Source organism: Mucilaginibacter sabulilitoris, assembly GCF_034262375.1.
Classification (GTDB): domain Bacteria; phylum Bacteroidota; class Bacteroidia; order Sphingobacteriales; family Sphingobacteriaceae; genus Mucilaginibacter; species Mucilaginibacter sabulilitoris.
In genome coordinates this window covers 4,532,402-4,552,536 of sequence record NZ_CP139558.1, presented here as the reverse complement: position 1 = coordinate 4,552,536, position 20,135 = coordinate 4,532,402, and the positions used below count along the sequence as shown (strand labels likewise).

Annotated in this window: 17 protein-coding genes; 11 read left to right on the top strand and 6 right to left on the bottom strand. The window is 41.7% G+C overall.

The window, feature by feature from the left end; all coding sequences use genetic code 11:
- Positions 1-359: 359 nt before the first annotated feature.
- From SNE25_RS19410 to SNE25_RS19390, 5 genes are read right to left on the bottom strand one after another with little or no spacing between them, the layout of a single operon-like run.
- Positions 360-1,376 (bottom strand): hemin-degrading factor, encoded by a 1,017-nt coding sequence (locus tag SNE25_RS19410; protein WP_321560656.1) that lies wholly within the window; start codon positions 1,374-1,376, stop codon positions 360-362.
- Between the two features lie 3 nt (positions 1,377-1,379).
- A complete protein-coding gene (locus SNE25_RS19405) occupies positions 1,380-2,198 on the bottom strand; it encodes a heme ABC transporter ATP-binding protein (protein ID WP_321560655.1) in 819 nt (272 codons plus the stop codon).
- A gap of 1 nt (position 2,199) precedes the next feature.
- Positions 2,200-3,240 carry a FecCD family ABC transporter permease gene (locus SNE25_RS19400; protein ID WP_321560654.1) on the bottom strand — a complete coding sequence of 347 codons (1,041 nt, stop codon included), beginning with the start codon at positions 3,238-3,240 and terminating at the stop codon, positions 2,200-2,202.
- Complete coding sequence (locus tag SNE25_RS19395; protein ID WP_321560653.1) at positions 3,237-4,112, bottom strand: heme/hemin ABC transporter substrate-binding protein; 876 nt, start codon at positions 4,110-4,112, stop codon at positions 3,237-3,239. Before SNE25_RS19395 ends, SNE25_RS19400 begins: the two co-directional genes overlap by 4 nt.
- 14 nt (positions 4,113-4,126) lie before the next feature.
- Complete coding sequence (locus tag SNE25_RS19390; protein WP_321560652.1) at positions 4,127-4,645, bottom strand: HmuY family protein; 519 nt, start codon at positions 4,643-4,645, stop codon at positions 4,127-4,129.
- A 368-nt stretch (positions 4,646-5,013) separates the two neighbouring features.
- Between SNE25_RS19390 and SNE25_RS19385 the strand changes: the two genes are divergently transcribed.
- The 8 genes from SNE25_RS19385 to SNE25_RS19350 all read left to right on the top strand — a co-directional run bounded on the left by SNE25_RS19385 (position 5,014) and on the right by SNE25_RS19350 (position 13,999).
- Entirely contained in the window at positions 5,014-7,353 is a 2,340-nt protein-coding gene (locus SNE25_RS19385; RefSeq protein WP_321560651.1) for a TonB-dependent receptor, read from the top strand.
- A gap of 5 nt (positions 7,354-7,358) precedes the next feature.
- Entirely contained in the window at positions 7,359-8,030 is a 672-nt protein-coding gene (locus SNE25_RS19380; RefSeq protein ID WP_321560650.1) for an HmuY family protein, read from the top strand.
- A 16-nt stretch (positions 8,031-8,046) separates the two neighbouring features.
- Positions 8,047-8,838 (top strand): HmuY family protein, encoded by a 792-nt coding sequence (locus SNE25_RS19375; RefSeq protein ID WP_321560649.1) that lies wholly within the window; start codon positions 8,047-8,049, stop codon positions 8,836-8,838.
- A gap of 10 nt (positions 8,839-8,848) precedes the next feature.
- Positions 8,849-9,805, top strand: coding sequence for a hypothetical protein (locus SNE25_RS19370; RefSeq protein ID WP_321560648.1), 957 nt, complete (start codon positions 8,849-8,851; stop codon positions 9,803-9,805).
- A 205-nt stretch (positions 9,806-10,010) separates the two neighbouring features.
- Positions 10,011-10,613, top strand: a complete 603-nt coding sequence (locus SNE25_RS19365) for a hypothetical protein (RefSeq protein WP_321560647.1) — start codon at positions 10,011-10,013, stop codon at positions 10,611-10,613.
- A gap of 73 nt (positions 10,614-10,686) precedes the next feature.
- Positions 10,687-11,670: a hypothetical protein gene (locus SNE25_RS19360; RefSeq protein WP_321560646.1), complete on the top strand. Its 984-nt coding sequence runs from the start codon at positions 10,687-10,689 to the stop codon at positions 11,668-11,670.
- A 35-nt stretch (positions 11,671-11,705) separates the two neighbouring features.
- Positions 11,706-12,968, top strand: a complete 1,263-nt coding sequence (locus SNE25_RS19355; RefSeq protein ID WP_321560645.1) for a S41 family peptidase — start codon at positions 11,706-11,708, stop codon at positions 12,966-12,968.
- Between the two features lie 38 nt (positions 12,969-13,006).
- Positions 13,007-13,999 carry a helix-turn-helix transcriptional regulator gene (locus tag SNE25_RS19350; RefSeq protein ID WP_321560644.1) on the top strand — a complete coding sequence of 331 codons (993 nt, stop codon included), beginning with the start codon at positions 13,007-13,009 and terminating at the stop codon, positions 13,997-13,999.
- A gap of 135 nt (positions 14,000-14,134) precedes the next feature.
- On the opposite strand, the gene SNE25_RS19345 is transcribed toward SNE25_RS19350, so the two are convergent.
- Entirely contained in the window at positions 14,135-14,452 is a 318-nt protein-coding gene (locus SNE25_RS19345; protein ID WP_321560643.1) for a hypothetical protein, read from the bottom strand.
- A 400-nt stretch (positions 14,453-14,852) separates the two neighbouring features.
- Between SNE25_RS19345 and SNE25_RS19340 the strand changes: the two genes are divergently transcribed.
- Genes SNE25_RS19340 through SNE25_RS19330 form a run of 3 tightly spaced genes read left to right on the top strand, consistent with a single transcriptional unit; the run spans position 14,853 to position 20,098 of the window.
- A complete protein-coding gene (locus tag SNE25_RS19340; RefSeq protein ID WP_321560642.1) occupies positions 14,853-16,148 on the top strand; it encodes a TolC family protein in 1,296 nt (431 codons plus the stop codon).
- Between the two features lies 1 nt (position 16,149).
- A complete protein-coding gene (locus tag SNE25_RS19335) occupies positions 16,150-17,073 on the top strand; it encodes an efflux RND transporter periplasmic adaptor subunit (RefSeq protein ID WP_321560641.1) in 924 nt (307 codons plus the stop codon).
- Between the two features lie 10 nt (positions 17,074-17,083).
- Positions 17,084-20,098, top strand: coding sequence for an efflux RND transporter permease subunit (locus tag SNE25_RS19330; RefSeq protein WP_321560640.1), 3,015 nt, complete (start codon positions 17,084-17,086; stop codon positions 20,096-20,098).
- Positions 20,099-20,135 lie beyond the last annotated feature (37 nt).

Here is a 20,135-nt window from a genome sequence, read left to right as displayed (position 1 = left end):
TATTGCAAAGGCAAAGCTGTGGTGGTAATGGTTATATGTGATATGCTATCCGGCACTGTCTGATTATAAAAGAAACTCACTTCATTCGGTAAACATACATTCTTTTCCCTGATAGCTTTTTTACTGCAAAATCATTAATAACAAGCCATTGCAAAACTAAATATACGGTTGCCCGACTTACTTTTTCCTTCGGTACTAATGTTAACCACAGGCATTCCGCATCAATAAAATCTCCGGCCTCATATAGTTTCTTTGCTATGTAAACCTTGTTGTAAGATCGTTTATAACCTTCCTTTTTACAAAATAATATAATTTGCTCAGCTGTATCTCCAGTGAAATTTAGCATAGGCAGTCAAAATCTAAAGGTTTTCAGCGAGTATTTTTCTCCATTCATTCAGCTCTGGTAAACCCGGCTTGCGCTTACCAAATAACTGCATTATCATTTCTCCGTTTTTATCATAAAGCTCAAGAGAATTGATATCACCATCGGCAGATGGTTTTGCAACATGCCAAATAGTAGCTATAGCATCCTGACGCAGGTGTAGGTTAAATTCGGGATCAAGCACGTTAAACCATATTTCCATTTCAACCAGCCTGGTGACTGTACCAGTATGGATTTGTATACAACCATTATTACCCACAAATACCATGACAGGTATCTGTTGCGCTGAACAGCTTTGCATAACCTTTTTAAAGCTATTTATATCTGTTTGTTTGGCAAAACCTTTGGGAGCAAGACGTAAAGCCTGCGTGCGGCTCAGGCCAAAACGCTTAAGTAATCCAAAAAACTCATGTGTGTCCTGCATGGTTTCCCAGGCCTGATGAAAAGCAGGAAGGTCAATTTCGTCATCTGATTTTTCAAATTTAGCAGGTGCTTCGGCAGGTAACACCATTACAGTTTTCTGCTCCGTTTTTCGAAACCTGTTAACCAGACCATTATAATTTTCAATATTGCTTTTTTCAGTAAGGTAAATTTTATGGATGGCTACGCCATTACAGTCAAAAAACTGGAGGCTTTTGTGTCCGTTATCTTCTACCGCGAAGCCAAGTTTCCACTGGTTCATGAATAAGCGCAGGTCGATATCGGCACCCAATACCAGTCCCGCATGCGGTGTAAACGAAACTTTGGTATAAATTCCCTTGCGTTCGTGAACACAATATTCATTACGGGTAAGCGCCATAACATACCCCAACGATGGTATTTCTTTTAAAATGTCTTCAAATGTGTCATTTAATATAACGGTGTTTTCTCCGAGGCTTGTCATCAATAGTTCGGCTTCACTAACCTGGAGGGCAGTGGCTATGTCGCGGATACGTTTTTTTGGGTTTTGGGCTTTAAATGCCAGGTATTGTTCTTTTAAGCTAATGGTTTCCATATTTTATGTAGTAATGGTTTTTAAATTGATTTCAAGTATCTGGTGTGTTATATTTTTAGGCATAATAAGTTGTTGAAGCGTATGCGGATTTGTAAAAACATCAGCTTCTGTTTCAAATACATCGTAAATACTTTTTGTATTCAGTATTTCTGAAGGGGCGCCATGATACCATTTGCGGCCATTTTTGAGCATGAGGATGTTATCGGCATATTGGGCAGCTAGATTAATATCGTGCAGTATGGTAATTACCATAAACCCTTTTTTTGCCAGCATAGCGGCCAACGCCAGAGTTTGCTGCTGGTATTGAATATCCATGCCCGAAACCGGTTCATCAAGTAATAACAAGGCTTCTGGCGTATCCCATATTTGGGCAAGTACCCTTGCCAGATGAACGCGTTGCTGTTCACCGCCAGACAGGGTTAAAAATGACCTTTCCGAGAGGTGGCTTATTCCGGTAACGGTCATAACCTGGTTAATGATATCCCAGTCGTGCGGGGTGGGCTGGTTGCGGTAGTGGGGGTAACGTCCCATTTGTACCACTTCAAGCGCAAGAAAATCAAGGTTAATAATGTTTTGCTGATTCATCATGGCCCGTTTCAACGCCAATTCTTTTGCTGTATAACTGTTCAATAATTTACCGGATAAATGAATAGTACCAGCGGAAGGTTCTTTTTCTCCGCTAAGCAGGCGCATCAGAGATGATTTTCCAGCTCCATTGGCTCCAAGTACTACCAGGATCTCGCCTGGATGAACGGCAAATGATACATCTTTTACCAGGACGCGTTTTCCGGCCATGAAGGTTACGTTTTCAACAGTCAGCATTTTATCGGATAATTTTCTTTTTATCTTTTATCAAAATATAGAGGAATACAGGCGTGCCCAGTAAAGCGGTAACTACACCTATAGGTAACTCGACAGGAGCAACCAGCTTGCGGGCAATCATATCCGCCAGTGTGAGTATTATTGCACCCATTAGTGCCGATGCAGGCAGTACACGGCGGTTGTCTACCCCAAATATCAACCTTACCATATGCGGCACGAGCAAGCCAACAAAGCTTATAATGCCCGAAACAGCTACAGAAGCACCTACAGCCATTGTAGCAAGTATAACCACACATCGCTTTGCCCTGCCAACCGGAAGCCCAAGCTGCTGGGCCTGGGTTTCGCCCAATGCAAACGCATTGAGTGTTTTTCCCATCATAGGTAAAAATGCCAATGGAATGAGTATAAATGGTAAAAGGCATAAAACAATTTGCCAGGTAGCGCCGCCCAGGCTGCCCAGCAACCAGAACGTTACATTGCGCAACTGTTGTTCATTTGCCATGTACGTAACCAGACCTGTAAGCGCCCCTGCAAGCGCGTTAATAGCTATCCCTGCCAGCAGCATGGTGGCTACATTAGGGTTACCATCGCTGCGGGAGATCTGGTAAACTACAAAGGTTGCGATACCTGCACCTACGAATGAGCCGAAAGCCAGGAAATAATAACCAAACAAGTTGCCCAATCCTGCAAACAGTGAAACCTCTGAAGCAATGATCAGTACAGCAAACAGGGAAGCACCGGAAGAAATTCCGATTAAACCCGGTTCGGCAAGCGGGTTGCGAAAGATTCCTTGTATGGCTGCTCCCGAAATTCCTAATGCCGCCCCGATAAGCAACCCCATAAGTACCCGCGGCATGCGTACTATCATTAATACGGTTTCATACTGCTCATTTACAGTATGATTTGAAAATAATCCTGTTTTTTTGGCGAGTATAAATAATACATCCTGAAGGGGGATTTTCATGGCCCCCATACTTAACGAGAAAGCGGCAGTTAAAAAAACGCCTATACACAGTATTATATAAATCAGGCTTTTCTTCATTGCAGATGTTTATTCAACTGAGTAATGGCCTGGTCAAGCCTTACGCTAAAGTTGGCCAGCAGATCTGCATCCATTTGAACAATGCGTTTATTTTTACCAGCTGTAGTTTGTGCTACGCCGGGCATTTTTAAAACGCCATCTTCGCCGCCAAGGCTGCTGAGCCCGAAATCGAACATCAGTATTACATCCGGATTGGCTTCTGCTAAAGCTTCAGTAGTATAGGGCTTAAAATTATCAAAGCCCTGTGCGGCGTTTTTGCCGCCGGCAAGTGTTATAATGGCATCAATATTAGTGTGCTGCCCCGCAACAAGCATAACACCTGTTCCCCGGGCATAAATGAATAGTACTTTTGGCAATTTGCTTGTCTTTTTTATTGCGGCAACGGCCTTGGCTATCCTGGTCTGTGTTTGTCTTGCCAGGATTTCGCCCTTTTGTGGTATCTGCAAGGCGGCAGCTACCGCTTTAATAAATACTACAGCCCCGCCGACAGAATATTCCTGCTTTATGGTAACCAATTTAATGCCGGCAGATGTTAATTGATATGCTATTTCTTTAGAAACACTGCCTTCAGGGGCAAGTACAAGATCCGGATTAAAGGAAATCAGCCCTTCTGCAGATACGGAGCGGTTCTTGCTCACTTTTGGCAGGCTATTAACATAAGCAGGGTAAATACTGGTTATATCAACAGCTATAATATTTTTACCTAAACCCAGGGCATCGACTGTTTCTGTTAATGCACCACTAAGTGTAATTATTCGCTTAGGTACTGCAGCGAAAGTTTGGATGCTAAATCCAAGCAGCAGCAAAAGGAATATGCCTTTTATTATTCCCGTTTTTTTTAAACAGGAGCTATATTGATTGTTTTTTTTCATTGGTGTGGAATATTTTATTTTTCAGGATTGATACCAGCATACCGAAAGCTATAATAACCACTCGACCCATCAGCGCCATCTTTATAGTAGCTATCAATAACCAGCTTAAAATATTTTCCGGTAGCGGTATGAATTAGAATGATCTTGCCTTCAATTGGGTTGATGATATGAGTATCCATATTGTAGGTGTACCACCCATTGCCGCTGCCCCATGGAATAGCTTGTTTACCTTTTTTGTATCCCGCGGCAGGTGCTGCTATCACCTTATCAAACGAAGTGTTGGCAATTACCTGGCCTTCTGCTAAATTTTGGATAATGATACCGGTATGCTGAAAAGAGATATCCCAACCTGTTTGGGCAGTATCGGCTTCATTTACCGGGGTGCCTTTCTCCAGATTAAAGTAAGCGACCTTATCTGAGGCGTTTAAATTTTGAATTTTTCTTACTGTAGTTTCCTGAGAAAATGCCTGGAAAAAAGGGGTGAAAAAACAAATAAACAAAAGCTTATAGGTTAATTTTTGATTGCTTAGCATAATGATTAACGAGTTAAATACAGTGTTGAATACTGCAAAGCAAGTGTTTAATTAGAATCATTCAAAATAAGAAAAGCTCATTAACGCAATCGGGATTTTAAGGTGCCGATAGGTTGGAATTGAACGTGCTAAAAATATAACTTATTTATTTTTAGTTAGTTATGATTTTATCGGCATTTCTTATTATTTCTATTTCAGACTCAACTCCATCCTGTAATATTAAAAAGCATAAAATTTTATCCTAAAACAGTAAAAGAAAATCCCGATTGCGTAAATGATTTTCCATTTGTATAAGCGACTTTTGTTGTGTTTATTTAGACTTATTAAAAATAAGGATACAATTTATCACAATGTTCAAATTTTACCTGATGCTTATAATAACCTGTTTTGTTTTCAATTGCTCCGCAGATCCACTTTATAGTATCCGCGGACAAATTCTTAATGAGCAGGGAGAGCCGTTAACTGCAGCAAGTATCCTTATAAAAGAGAATTTAAGAGGAACACAAACGGATACCATAGGGCGCTTTGTAATAGACAAATTGAGTTCAGGAGAGTATACCCTTATTATATCAGCCATGGGTTACGAAAAACGTTTTCAAAAAGTAACTATCAGTAATACCCTCGTAAATATTTCCAATATACGTTTAAAGTCAGCATCGCAGAATCTGAAGGAAGTTAATGTATTGGGCAAACAGGAAAGTCATGATAACCTTATTGACCTTACAAGAACCCCCATGCCTGCAACCATAATTACCCGTAAACAAATAGAAATGATGGGAAGCCGAAGGCTTGATGAAGTGCTGAAAGAACAAACCGGCCTGGCCATCGTAAATGATATAGGCTCAGGAGCCAGGGCTGTGGGTTTGCAGTTGCAGGGCTTTGACAGTGGCTATACCATGATCATGATTGACGGCCAGCCCATGACCGGCAGGAACTCCGGTAATTTTGATCTTTCCAGGATTACGGTTGCCAATATTGAACGGATAGAAATTATCAAAGGTGCGTCATCATGTTTATTCGGCAGTGAGGCGCTGGCGGGGGTGGTAAATATTGTAACCCGTCAAAATATACATCAAAGTCAGGGTTTGGCCAGTTTGCGTTATGGTAGCTTTAATACGTTGGATGCCACCCTTGAAGGTGAAACTCCATTTGCAAAGGGCAAGGGATCCGGATACCTCTCCGGCAATTATTACCGTACAGATGGTTTTAATGCTAATCCGTATTTAAGTGAGGGTAAAACAGCTCCACCCTATAACAGCTATACCATACAAGGCAGGGCACGCTATACACTCAGTAAAATGAATGCGCTGAATATTACAGGCAGGTATGCAGTAAGAAATTCCATTAATGATATATCCTACAGCACATCTCCAACGCGTGATGAGTTAAATGAAAAAGATTTGAATGCATCGGCCATTTTAAATACCAATTTTAAAAATGGCTTACGAGTAAAAACACAATATTACCTCACCCGGTACGCTACAGATCAAAATATTACCAGTCTTGCTCAGGGCTATGTAATACCCGCTAACAACTTTGTACAATACCTGCACCGTGGCGAAGTACAGGCCGCTCAAACTTTTTGGGGTGCAATGGTGCTGACTGGTGGTGCCGGTATTCAATATGAAACCATGAATAATAATCTGTACAGCGGCCCTAAAAGCCAGTCGACAGCATTTGTTTATGGGCAGGCTGACTGGAAACTTTCTGATGAATTGGGCCTCACAGGCGGGGTCCGCGGGGAACATCACAGCCGTTACGGTGGTAGCCTTAACCCAAGCTTTGGCGTAAAGTATCAGCCGGTAAAAGCCTTAACCTTAAAAGCGGCTATAGCAACCGGCTTCAAGACCCCCGACTTCCGGCAGCTTTACCTCAATTTTACCAACCTGGCAGGCGGTGGATATACCGTATTGGGGACCGATGTTTTTAAAGCCGAACTTCAGAAATTACAGGATGCAGGGCAAATTTCGGCAGTGTTTGCTAATGCAGCCCGGGTGAGCACCCTTAAGCCTGAGCGTTCAGTAGCGTACAGTGTCGGTTTTACCTTACAGTTAGGCCCTGCTATAAAGGCCGACGTAAACGGGTTTTATAACGATGTACGCAATTTTATTAATACCGAGCAGGTTGCCTCGAAGAAAGGAGGGCAGCAGGTATTTTCCTATTTTAATATCGACAGGGCTTTTCTTACCGGTACCGATATTGGCTTAAGCTGGCGTGCAGCAAAAGGGTTAAATATTTCGGCAGGTTACCAGTTGCTATATGCAAAAGATAGGGGAGTAATTGATTCCATAAAGGCCGGTATAGGGAATTATGCGCAGGTTTATGACCCAAATACCAGCCAAACCCGCCGCTCAACCACTGCTGATTACTTCGGGTTGAATAACCGGTCGCGACATATGGCCAACATTAAATTCACTTATGAGTATGAGCCTAAAGGAATCACCGGAACATTCAGGGTTAATTATCGCGGTAAATATGGTTTTCAGGAGGCAAACCGACCCAATAATTTTCTTGATCCTTATGATACTTACGTCTCCGGCTTTTTCCTGCTCAACGCGTCTGTTCAAAAAACACTGATGGCGAAGCATTTTTCGATACAGATAACTGCCGATAATTTTCTGAACTACCGTGACCAGCTGATGCCTGCCCAAAGTGGCCGCACCATTATGCTTGGCCTTAACTATCGCTTTTTTAAGAATAATAATTGATTGATATGAATTTAAAACAAACCTGTCACTCGTGCTATAAAATACTGCTCATTGCCACAATGGCAATGGCAGTATTTAGCTCATGCACCAAAGAACAAGTAAAACCGCAATTACAAGACGGCAGCAGTACCGTTGTTACCGACCTGCCCGGCGATATTGGGAGTACAATTAACACTGGTTTTAAAACCTTTTATTTCAGTTTAACTACTAATGCTAAGGTTGACAGCGGCCAGAAAAAAACAGCGGCCTGGGATATTTCTTTCGCACGCGAATACAATTCTTATGTAGGGATCAACAGCGGCAGCAATTCGGCCAGCTATGGTTTTGAAGGGCCAGGTCAGGGTGCGATGCTAATTGTTAACCAGGCTTATGACCAGGTAAAAGAAGCGCCTGCTGATACTGAGTTCACTACCAATGGGGTAACAGCCGTTGGTTGGGATGCCGGCAACGGCAGCGGCTGGTATTTCTATGACCTTAAAACTCACATAGCTGTGCCTGTAAAGAATCGCACGTTTGTTTTGCGTACCGCAGCCGGTAAATATGCCAAGCTGGAACTGGTGAGCATGTACAAAGGAGCTCCTACAGTAGTGACCGACCTAAACTGGCCTTCGCCATATTTTACCTTCCGCTATTATGTACAGCAAGACGGCAGCCGGAATTTATCAACCAAAAATTAATCAATATCAAATAATCATGCAAATAATATCCTTATTTCAAAAACGTGTTACCGGCTGTATTGCCATACTATGTTTTGTTCTTAGCTTTTCAGCCTGCTCCAAAAAGGATGCAGTAAATCCCGATCCCACACCCGAAACACCAGCCAGGGATGCCGACAAAGTTCCCTACTATAAGTTACAGCGGGTAGAGAATCTGGCCGCGCAAACAGATGACCAGAATCCTACTACACCTAAAACGGAAATACTGTTTAGTCTTGATTATAAGAAAGAGCAACCGGCAAGCTATGCCAAAACCAGTTTCTGGGATGTGTCGTTAAGCGGATTATACAACAGCTTCCTGAGTGGGAATAACAATGCTGATGCTGCAAACACCGGCTATCAGGGCCCGGGTAAGGGCGGGATAACCGTATTACAAAAAACGTTTGACGAAGTAACAGCAATACCTGCTGATAATGAATTTAAGACAGGTAAAGGTTTGATAGGTACTGATGATGCCGGAGCTTTCGGACAAGGAACCGGCTGGTATCTCTATGACTTTGGCGGAACAACAGTAGGTAATGGCAGCGATACCAAGGTACACGTAGCATACGCTCTCGGGAACCCGCTTAAACTGGCCAACGGCACCACACTGCCTGCACGTACAATTATCGTAAAAACCGCCGCAGGAGATTACGCGAAAATTAAAATGATCAGCTGTTATAAAGATGTATTTACACCCGATCAAATGTTTACAAATACCCCGCACATGTATTTCACTTTTGAATATGTGATCGTACCGGCGGGTAGTACAAAATTTGAAATTAAATAAAAGTAAATCAATGACAATCAGATACTTTTACCTACTCGTCTTTATAGTATTTACCGGTTTTTGTTCATGTAAAAAATCTATCGATTACCCGCATCTGTCGCAAAACAAAATCACGGAATACAGGGTGGTCAATTTGCAGGATACTGTGATCTATGGTACCGTTGATAATACGGAAAATACCATTACGGTATACGTACCCTATTATTACGCAATGACTGTTATACAGCCTAAGATAGTGGTTGATCCGACTGCTACGCTGATGACTGCTGAGCGCCCTGTTGATATTAATGATCAGACACAAACCTATTCGGTAAAGGCGGTTGATGGCAGCACCAGAACCTACAAATTAGCTATAGTTCAGCAAAATACACCCGGGCTTACCTTAAATTGGTTCGACGATTTACCCATGACCGAGCCGGGTTCATTTATTCCTAATATAGTTGGTAATTTCTTGAGCACCAGCACTGCCACATTAAAAGTAAAACTCATTGAGCAGAGCACGAAAAAAGAACTGGTTCCAGACCTTTCTACTGCTCAGATCGGGACCGATGGCTACCAGTTTGGAGATGCTTATTTCTTTAACTCGAGGATACCGGCAGATGCCGACAGCGGTCATTACGATGTGCAAATAGACTTTCTTGGTCACAGTGTAAAGCTGGTAAAGCCACTGCAGGTATATTATAATGTACCGGATATAGGGCCCTCATGGGATACCCGGACTGTAGTACAAGGTGGTTCCACCACCTTCCTGGCGAATAATTATTTTATCAACCTGAGCGCTGTAACAGTCGTCATCAATGGTAAAACCTTCAACCTTCCGGTTAAAAGTTACGACAGGAAACAAGCCGTAATTACGATCCCAGTTGAAGTGCCAGCCGGTGACTGGGGAACGGTACAGTTCAGCTTTCAATTTGGGAAATGGGCTCCGGTAATTACTACAGCGCACTTAATAGTTGCCAACCTTTGATTATATAAAATAACTGTTAACCGGCTGGTAAGGCCGCGATATATAAAGAAACTGATTTCCGGGCAGTAGGTACACGTAATGCCCGGGTACTAGGTCAGCAATGCTAAAACCTTATCCTGTTTCTATAAGGCGCCAAAAGAACGGTGGATACGGATGCAGCATCAGATTTACGTGTAAGAAACATTTATAATTTATTACAAATACCATGACTTTATTCATTAAAAACATCAGTAAATCAATCATCGCCTTAGCAGCGGTATCACTCATTTTTTCATCTTGCCAAAAGGAAAACAATAGCCCTTCGCCATTGGCTGTACAAAACGAAAAGGCAGTGGTAAACCCAATCAACACCAGAGTAATTAACGGAAATTATGGCAATCCTGCCCTCGGCCCTGCAGCATTCGGAACCAGATATGTAAACATTTACACCGGGGCACAGGATTCAGTTGGTGCAGTTGCCTACAACCTTAGGTTAACCAGCACCAATAACGGCACTATCGCCCCAAAATCTGGATATACGTTTAAATATCTGGTAACTACAACTGCATTAGGAAGCATTTCTGCTGCTAATTACGCAACTGCAACTACAGTAACTTCATGGGGCCAGAATACAAGTACTACATCAACTCCTAACGGATGGTGGAACTATAATTCAACAACCCACGTAGCAAGCCCGGTTGCTAATATGGTATTATTTGTAAACGATGGTGCTAATACTTATGCATTTAAAGCTACTGCCATAGCCGGACAGGGAGGTGCGACCAGCAACAGGGCGGTTTACACTTTTCAGAGTGGCATTGTAAACTAATCTGCTAAAACAATTCCTTTAGGAAAACAGTCCGGCAGCATGATCAGCTCCGGGCTGTTTTAAATTTTAAAAAATGAAAAAAATCAAACTCTTCTTTTCTGTTATCCTCTTAGGCGTATCTGTTTTAGTAACTTCCTGCAAGAAAGAGTATCAAAAAACGCCATACCATGCCATCGAGAGCTTTACTGTGACCGATTCTGCAGGCAGTCCGCTTAAAGCAGCAATTATTGGCGACAGTATACTGCTTTACTGGCCGCCTTTCGCAAATACACCCGCAAGTATAACACCTAAAATTACAATTTCCGAAGGGGCTGGAATCAACCCGGCTTCCGGGGCTCCGGTTTCTTTTTCAACCAATACCGTTTACACAGTAACCGCGCAGGATGGCAGTAAAAAAACGTATAAATTTTACCCTATGATTAATCTTCCGGCGCCGGTTTTTGAAGTGGGCAGTTCTGACTTCTTGCAGATAGCCGGTTATATCATTATTAAAGGACAATATTTTGTGGCAGATACCAGTCAGACACATTTATATCTTGTAAACGCAGGCGAAAAGAAATTCTCATTGCCACTGGCCAATGATGGCTCATTTATTTTCAATTCGACAGCGATTCTGTCACAAATTCCTGCCGACGGGACTATCGATACAGGATATTATAAACTACGTATGATAAGCGGAAAAAATACCGTAACCAAAGGTCCGTTCCATATAGCCCCACCCAATATTTACGATGTATTTAAAGGTTTCATTTTCAATGAGGAAGGAAAAACGCTGAAGGCCGGTGACCAGTTGAGTATCAGTTACAGCACCGTTGCCGTGCTAAAAAAATATTACCCGAAAACGATGGCTATAACACTTTTAGTTACCCCTGAAAATGGTTCGCCGGATGTAAAATATAATATAGCCTTATCCAGCCGGACAGATAATAAGCTGACATTCCAGTTGCCGCAAAATATCATTACCGGAAGCCTGAGCAATCTCCAGGTGACTTATGATGGCGATCAATTTGCCCCCTTTGACTGGTATCCTGATAAACCAACCATGATTACCAAATAACTCATGAAAATAAATATTAGCTAAACAAAATATCAATGCGTAAATCAGGTATCATCGTTCTTATTGGTATAGTAACCGGGGTTTCGGCATGCGAAAAAGTAGCTGAAATACCGGCAGATATCCCCATTTCCCCAACTACAGGTACACGGGTACAGTTTACGCTTGATTCTATATTCTTATATGCCAGACAGATCTATTTATGGAACGATATTATCCCAACTTACGCGGCTTTTAACCCGCGCGGATATGCAACAGGCTCCGATGCTGCAGGTGCCTTTGAAAAAGAGCTGTTTGACATCACGCAATTAAAAATCAACCCGCAAACATCTATGGCATATGAGGCCGGCGTTAGTTCAGGAACACCGAAGTACTCCTTTCTTACCGAAAAAGGTGAAGGGGGTAATCTGGCAGCTGTTGGCTCACCATCATTGCCGGCGTTGCTGAAAGATACTATCATCATTAATGAAAATAAGCCAGTCGCCTATATTGCATTAGGCTCTTTCCCTGAATTATATACCTGCCAGACAGTGCTTGATGAGGCTTTTTCAAAATTTGCAGTGGTAAGCCCGCAACAGCTGGTAGTTGATTTACGATCAAACGGAGGCGGTTTTGTAGAAACTGCGGAATATATTGCCAACCTGATTGCACCTCAATCATTAAACGGGAAGGTTATGTTTTCTGAACAGTATAATTCCTTGCTTCAGAATGGCCAGGCAACCATCTTAAAGAATCAACCATATCTGGATGCAAATGGTAAACCTGTTACTTACATGGGCCGGCAAGCAACCATGGCGGATGTGGATTATACAGAGAGTGCAAACACACATCGCTTTAATAAAAAAGGGAGCCTTCAATCGGTAAAGGACATTTATTTTATTACCTCATTCCGTACAGCCTCGGCGAGCGAATTATTGATCAGCAGCCTGAAACCTTACTTCAATATTAAACTGGTAGGTGAAACTACCTTTGGAAAGCCGGTAGGTTTTTTCCCGGTAACTATAGACATATACAGTGTGTATTTATCCAGTTTCCTGATCCGCAATGCGCAGGGCTGGTCAGCTTATTTTCAGGGGATCCCGCCAGATGTATTCGTAGCAGAGCAAGATAATCCGGTACTTGGAGACCCAATGGAGGCTTGTTTAAGCAATGTATTAAAGTTGATCAATGGTTCTTCGGGGTTAAATACAGTCAACAAGAAAACAGTTCAGGCTAATATTTTCCATAAGCGGGCATCTTCGAGTATATCATTGGTTCAGAATAGCATGATCGAGAACAGACTAAAACTAAAAACTAATTAGCAATCAAGGTTGCTTGCTTTAAAAGCTTAATAAATTGTATGAGGATCAAATCAAAAATAGAAGGTTTTGACGAATGGCTGTTTATCGAGGATCTGCCCGATGCCTATTCGCCAGGTTCGCAGTTATCTGAAAAGCACATTTCTATCAAAAGAAAATCTGTAAAAAAATTATTCTATTACCAGTTAAGTGCCGGTGGATTGTTTCTACTTCATTCCAATATGCAGTTTAATGAGCCGGTGCGCATACTTGCAGAAGTAGAAGGGGAGACGATTACTTCGCAGTTTATTTTTTATGAAGGAGGTACACTACCTGCTAAACTCCCCAAAAAGGGTGTTTATGGTAATAATCGCCACAACATTCGCTATATTCCGTCGTCAAAGAGGAATTATGAGGTTGTCCCTGATGTAGAATATAATTATTTCCTGATGGTGCTTTCCAAAGAATATTACTTTCATTTAATTGATCGTCATGCTTTAATTCATTCTGCATTTGTATCCGCTATACTCGAGGGTAAATATACTTCTCTCGCTGCACAGGACCTTGCCGTGACCATGGAAATGAAACGCGTAATCAATGATATTTGCGAATGTAAGAAAACAGGCGAATTAAAAAAGTTTTATACGGAATCGAAAGTACTGGAACTGCTAATGCTACAGCTGGAGCAAATGCAGGTTAACGGCGATGACACGGAGAGAACATTGATAAAAACTGATGACCTGGATAAACTTTACCAAGCAAAGGTATTACTTGATAAGGACTATGTAAATCCACCAACTATCAGAAAACTCTCGAGGTTAATTAGTTTGAACGAGTTTAAACTAAAACAAGGCTTCAAAGCTTATTATGGTACAACCGTTTATGGATATATTACCAGGCTAAGGATGGAAACCGCAAAAAAAATGATACTCTATGAGCATAAAAGTGTCGGCGAGGCAGCTCATGCGATAGGTTTTAAACACCAGGCCCATCTTACAAGCGCTTTCAAAAAGTATTATGGTATTTTGCCAAGTGAGGTGAAACTAACCGCTTAAAAAATATCAGTAATCCTAAATTAGGTTCTCCATAAATCGGGCCATCCTGTCATCGGAGTTAATTGCCTGCTATTTCGCGTCTTCACGCACATTGATTTTAGCAGAAAAATAAAATACTGATCAGCGCTCTGTTGATCAGGTGTGTTTTATTTTTCTGACCAGATAATAAATAATTATCGCAAGGATTGTCCAGTAAAAAGCGAACATGGCAAGAAAAAATGGCGGCGGCGTATCCGGGTCCTGGTGCAAATATTTAATGAAAGGCAACAGCGGGCCAATCAGGATTGTTTTGACAGGTGACAACACCGTAGACAGGGTAGCTTTCCAAGTTACTTGTGATGCCGATCCCACTAATGACTCCGGTGGCTGATCTAAAAGCAAGGTGGTGCCAAATAGAAAAGCAAACGAAAATACGAGAAAGAGGATAACAAATTTTGTTCTTGAGGTTTTCATATATTTTAAAGTTAAGTTCTGGTTTTTATCAAGATCAGGATGCTTCGATGAATTCTTAAACCATTAGATAATCAGTATCCATCAAGCGCCAATTGCATTTATTGCTCATAATTCTGAATTTTTCATTTATGAGTTAAAAGTACTTTGTTATGCAAAGTTAAATAATAATGCATTGTATTTCAAAGGATTTTTAAAAAAAATATTTTGATTCTTTTCCCGCTTAGTGATTTTATCTATCGATTAATGATACAATCAAGGTTCAATAAATGTCGCTGAGACTTGTAACTCAACTGTTGGTTTTGTCGTCTGACTTACTGATTGATAAATAGTAGGATAGTATAAACATCATCCTAAATTTCTTCAGATTTTAGTTTTATTCTTGTGGAATAAAATTGAATACATGAGAATCGCCGCCCTTATCCGTGCTGCTTTGCTAATGGACATAATCCTGATCTTAACTCAGCCTGTCTCAGGCCAGGAGCTTGATCTGAATTATTTTATTAATAACGCATTAAAAAACGACGCAGCCATCAGGCAAAATGTAAATCAGCAGCAATTTTATGGTTTACAGGCGCAATTAATTAATGCTCAAAATAAGGCTCCGCAAGTAAATTTTACATCCGATTACCTGTTTGCTCCCTATTTTGGCAATAATGGAAAAGCTATAGCAATTACTGCAAACCCATCCTCAAAAGCTTTTGGTTATGATATTGGGCAAACCAATGGCGGCATGTATGCAACTCAATTAAATGTAACACTTCAGCTATTAAATAAACGCACCATAAATTCCCTGCAAGAGCAGAATACAAATGATGCTGCTTTGAATAATAATAGTAGGGTGCAGCTGGAGCATGACCTGCGTAAATCCATAACAGACCAATATATACAAGTGTATCAGTTACAACAGCAGGAAGAATACCTGGTTCGGATTGTAGATGAAGTAAAGGGGCGAAAAGCCACGGTTGAAGCATTGGTTAAAAAGGGCCTGCTGCAGCAAAGTGATTATCTGTTGCTGGAAATTGAGCAAAATACCCGGGAAAATGAACTAAGCCAGGCAAAAATAACCGAAGTAGATGCTTATGGGGCCCTTAAGAATTTAGCCATTGTAAGTGATACAACCATGGTGCAGTTGAGTGCACCGCTTATAAATATCAATGCTGCACCTCAAAACTACTTTTATAAAGAAAAATTCAAGCTGGATAGTCTGAGCATTATTGCCCAGCAAAATGTATTTAATGCTAAATACCGGCCAACGCTTGATTTAGCCGGCAATGGAGGAATGTTGGCTTCTGACTTTAATAGTATACCCCATAATATAGGTATGCAGGCCGCGCTGCACCTGGCGATTCCCATATTTGACGGGCATCAGCGTAAGATAAATGACAGCCAGGTAAAAATTAGTCAACAAAGCATAACGTATGCCCGTGATAACTTTACGGTTCAGCAGCGCAACTATTTGCAGAGCCTAATGCAGCAAATTCATTTGCTTAATCAAAGCATTACCCAAATACAGCAGCTGATAAGCAAACAAGACTTGCTGCTGCGACTTGACCGGGAAAAACTGCAGGGTGGACAATTGTCGATCATAGAGTATGTAAAATCACTGCAGGATTATGCTGCAGCTAAACAAAATTTGAACGGAGCAAAGGTTCAGCTTTTGCTGCTCACTAATCAATATAACTATTATAACTGGTAAAATGCATCATAAAACATACTTCATTTTAGGATTTGGTGTCTTGCTGACGGTACTGGACGCCTGTACAAGTGTTTCTCCGGTTGCAGATGAAACTGTGGCCAGTATCCCGGTGGTATCCGTAAGCAGCCCTGTAACTCATACTTTTAATAACAGCATTACTTTTAATGGGGTTACACAATACCAGCAAAAGGCAGTGATCAGGGCTGGAATTGCGGGCTATGTACACCACCGGGGCTGGAAAACGGGGGATATGGTTAAAGCTGGCGGCATATACTGTACAATCACCAGTAAGGAGCAACAAGCCTTAAAACACCTGGATGAAAGCGGGGTACTGGATAAGTTTAAAGCACCTATACCGGTTGTTGCAGGAACAGGCGGAATTATTACAGCTGTTAATTACCAAAACGGCGATTACGTTACTGAGGGGGATATACTGGCCACACTAACTCAGCAATCATCCCTGGTTGTATTGGTAAATGTACCGGTAGAGTATCTTGATCAAGTAAAAGCTGGTACACTTTGTACCGTCTTGCTTCCTGATGGACGTAAGCTGAATACCTACCTGCAAGCTGGTTTGCCGTCTGCGGATGCTACCGTACAAACACAGTCATTTATTGTTCCCGTAGCCTCTACCAATTTGCCCGAGGGAGCCAATTTAAAGGTGAGCATTCCACTATCTAAGCCAGATCAGGGGATGGCCGTACCGGTGAATGCTGTACAGACGGACGAAACGCAAGAACATTTTTGGGTATTTAAACTGGGAAAAGGCAACCGTGCGTATAAAATAGCAGTCACAGCGGGTAAAATATCGTCCGATTCTTTGCAGGAAATACAAACGGATAAGATTGGCATGAATGATCTGATTATTGTTGACGGTGCCTACGGTTTGGCAGATTCATCAACAATTAAAATCCAAAAACAGTAAGCTGGTATCTATGGAGCATTTTCATCATTATTATAAAAAGCCGTTACTGGGTTTCCTGATACTGGTATTCATGGGCGGGATATTTAGTTATACTAAATTGAAAACTGGGCTTTTTCCGGATATTACTTTCCCTAAAATAAAAGTTATTGCAGATGCCGGTCAGCAGCCAGTGGATAAGATGATGACTACCGTTACCATTCCGTTGGAAAACGCCATTAAACGTACCGAAGGCCTGGACTATATACGCACTACCACCTCCCGCGGCAGCGTGGAGATCAATATTTTTTTAAACTGGAACACTGATATTGATAAGGCGATGGCACAGGTACAAGCCTTAACACAGGAAATAAGTGGTGATCTGCTCCCCAATACCAGGATCAATGTGCAGAAAATGAATCCGTCCATTCTGCCGGTAATGGGTTTTTCGCTGGAGGGAAACCGCTCCGGTATTGAATTAAAAAAGATAGCACAGTTCCAGGTAAGGCCATTTTTGGCGGCCGTATCTGGAGTGGCCGATATTGCTGTAATTGGTGGTAAAACCAAAGAATACCAGGTGGTGCTGCAGCCATCAAAAATGTCGGCACTTGGTATTACACCCCAGCAAATATCCGCAGCAGTTACCCAAGCCAATATACTGGCGTCAAACGGTTATATTAATGATCATGGGCGATTATATCTGAACCTGACAAGGAATGCCGTTGAGAATATTGATAATCTGAAAAATCTGATCGTGATCAATAATCCGCGCCGCATCATTCATTTAGCCGATGTCGCAAATATTGTGATTACCGCGCAAAAAGAATACATACGTATTAATGCCAATGGCAAAGATGTGCCGCTAATTGCAGTAATTAAACAGCCTGACGCCAATTTAATTGAAGTAAACGATGGTGTTATGGCAAGAGTTAACGCTTTGAGTAAAATACTTCCAGCAGGTGTACACCTGCGACCTTACTATAAACAGGCAGATTTTGTAAATGACAGTGTAAAGAGTATTGAAGATGTACTGTGGATAGGGCTTGTACTGGCTATTTTAGTGGTAATTGTATTTTTAAGATCATGGCGTGCCAGTTTGGTAATATTGATCACCATCCCGGCAACGCTGGCTTTATCTATCACGGTTTTATTACTGGTGGGGTATACCTTTAATATCATGACGTTGGGTGCAATAGCTGCTGCAATTGGTTTAATGATAGATGATGCCGTAATTGTGGTAGAACAGATATACCGCAGCCATGAAGATCATCCGGATGAGGAAATGAAAGTGGTTGTAAAGAAAGCGATATCGTACCTTTTCCCATCCATGTTAGGCTCTTCACTTAGTACTATAGTTATTTTTATTCCCTTTGTGCTGATGAGTGGCGTAGCGGGAGCATATTTTAAAGTGCTGGCTTTCTCCATGATCATTACCTTAAGTATATCGTTTTTTGTTACCTGGCTACTGCTGCCTATATTGTTTATTCATATTCCGCTTCGTAAAAAAGAAGTAAAGCCACATGTTGTAAAAGAGAGCTGGATCAAATTTTTTTTGAGAAAACCTGCGATCAGTTTTGTATTTATGATCATTTGTATTGCCATGATGGTGATTATTCCGGGTAAACTCGAATCTGGTTTTTTACCATCTATGGACGAAGGCTCCATTGTGCTTGATTTTAAAAGCCCTGCCGGAACTACCCTGGAAGAAACAGACAGGATGTTAAAACAAGTAGATGCAATTGTTAAAAGCACCCCGGAAGTTTCCTCATTTTCGCGCAGGCTGGGTACACAAATGGGTTTCTTTATTACAGAACCCAACGATGGCGATTATTTGATTCAGCTTAAAAAGCAACGCGGTAAAACAACCAACGAAGTGTCGGACAATATCCGCACTAAAATTGAAGCGGTATTGCCGCAGCTCACGGTAGATTTTGGACAGGTGATAGGGGACATGCTGGGCGACCTGATGGAATCGGCACAACCGATTGAGATCAAGATATATGGCGACGACCAGAAAACGTTGCAGGCACTTTCCAAAAAAGCGGCCGATTTGGTTCAAAGTGTTAACGGCACAGCTGATGTATTTAACGGCATCACCATTGCGGGCCCCGAAATTAACGTAACTCCTGATGAGGGTAAACTGGCACAGTTAGGGTTAAATCCAACTGATTTTCAATTTCAGCTGCAATCGCAACTGGATGGTAACGTGATCAGTTCTATCATTGAAAAGGAGCAGTCTGTAGACATTCGGATGATTTATCCTAAAGCGGCTCAAACCTCCCTGCAGCAATTTCAAGCGGCCAGTATATTTTTACCAAACGGGCAGCTAAAAGGATTATCGTCTGTAGCGCAAATTAGTGTGGAATCAGGCGTGGCTGAAATAGCGCGTGAAAACCAGAAGATGATTGGTGTTATTACTGCCAGGTTAAATAACCGCGATTTGGGAAGCACCCTAAAAGATATACAAAGTAAATTGGCCACATTAAACCTGCCAGGCGGTTATCATATTGAATATGCCGGTGATTATGCTCAGCAACAACAGGCTTTTAAAGAATTGTTGACCATTCTGATCACTTCCAGTATATTGGTGTTTATTGTTTTATTAATACTATTCCGTCATTTTGCAGTGGCTACTATTATTATTTTGCTGGCCATATTGGGTGCGGCGGGTTGTTTTATTGCATTACTGGTCACCAATACACCATTAAACGTGGGCAGTTATACCGGGATTATTATGATCATAGGCATTATAGCTGAGAACGCCATATTCACTTATCATCAGTATGAAACAGGCAACCCCGAATGGACAGGTGAGCAAAAGATTGTACATGCCATTGCCGCGCGTTTACGTCCCAAACTAATGACTGCTACAGGTGCTATCATAGCATTGTTACCGCTTGCCGCAGGTATTGGTACCGGTGCGCAAATGCACCAGCCACTGGCTATAGCTGTAATTGGAGGTTTATTATTTGCTTTGCCGTTGTTACTGATTGTACTGCCAACTTTATTAAAGCTTAATGATAGCTACAAAAAATCAGGACAAGTGTAAGGTAGAAAATACGAAAGAGGTTTGTGAATATAAATAT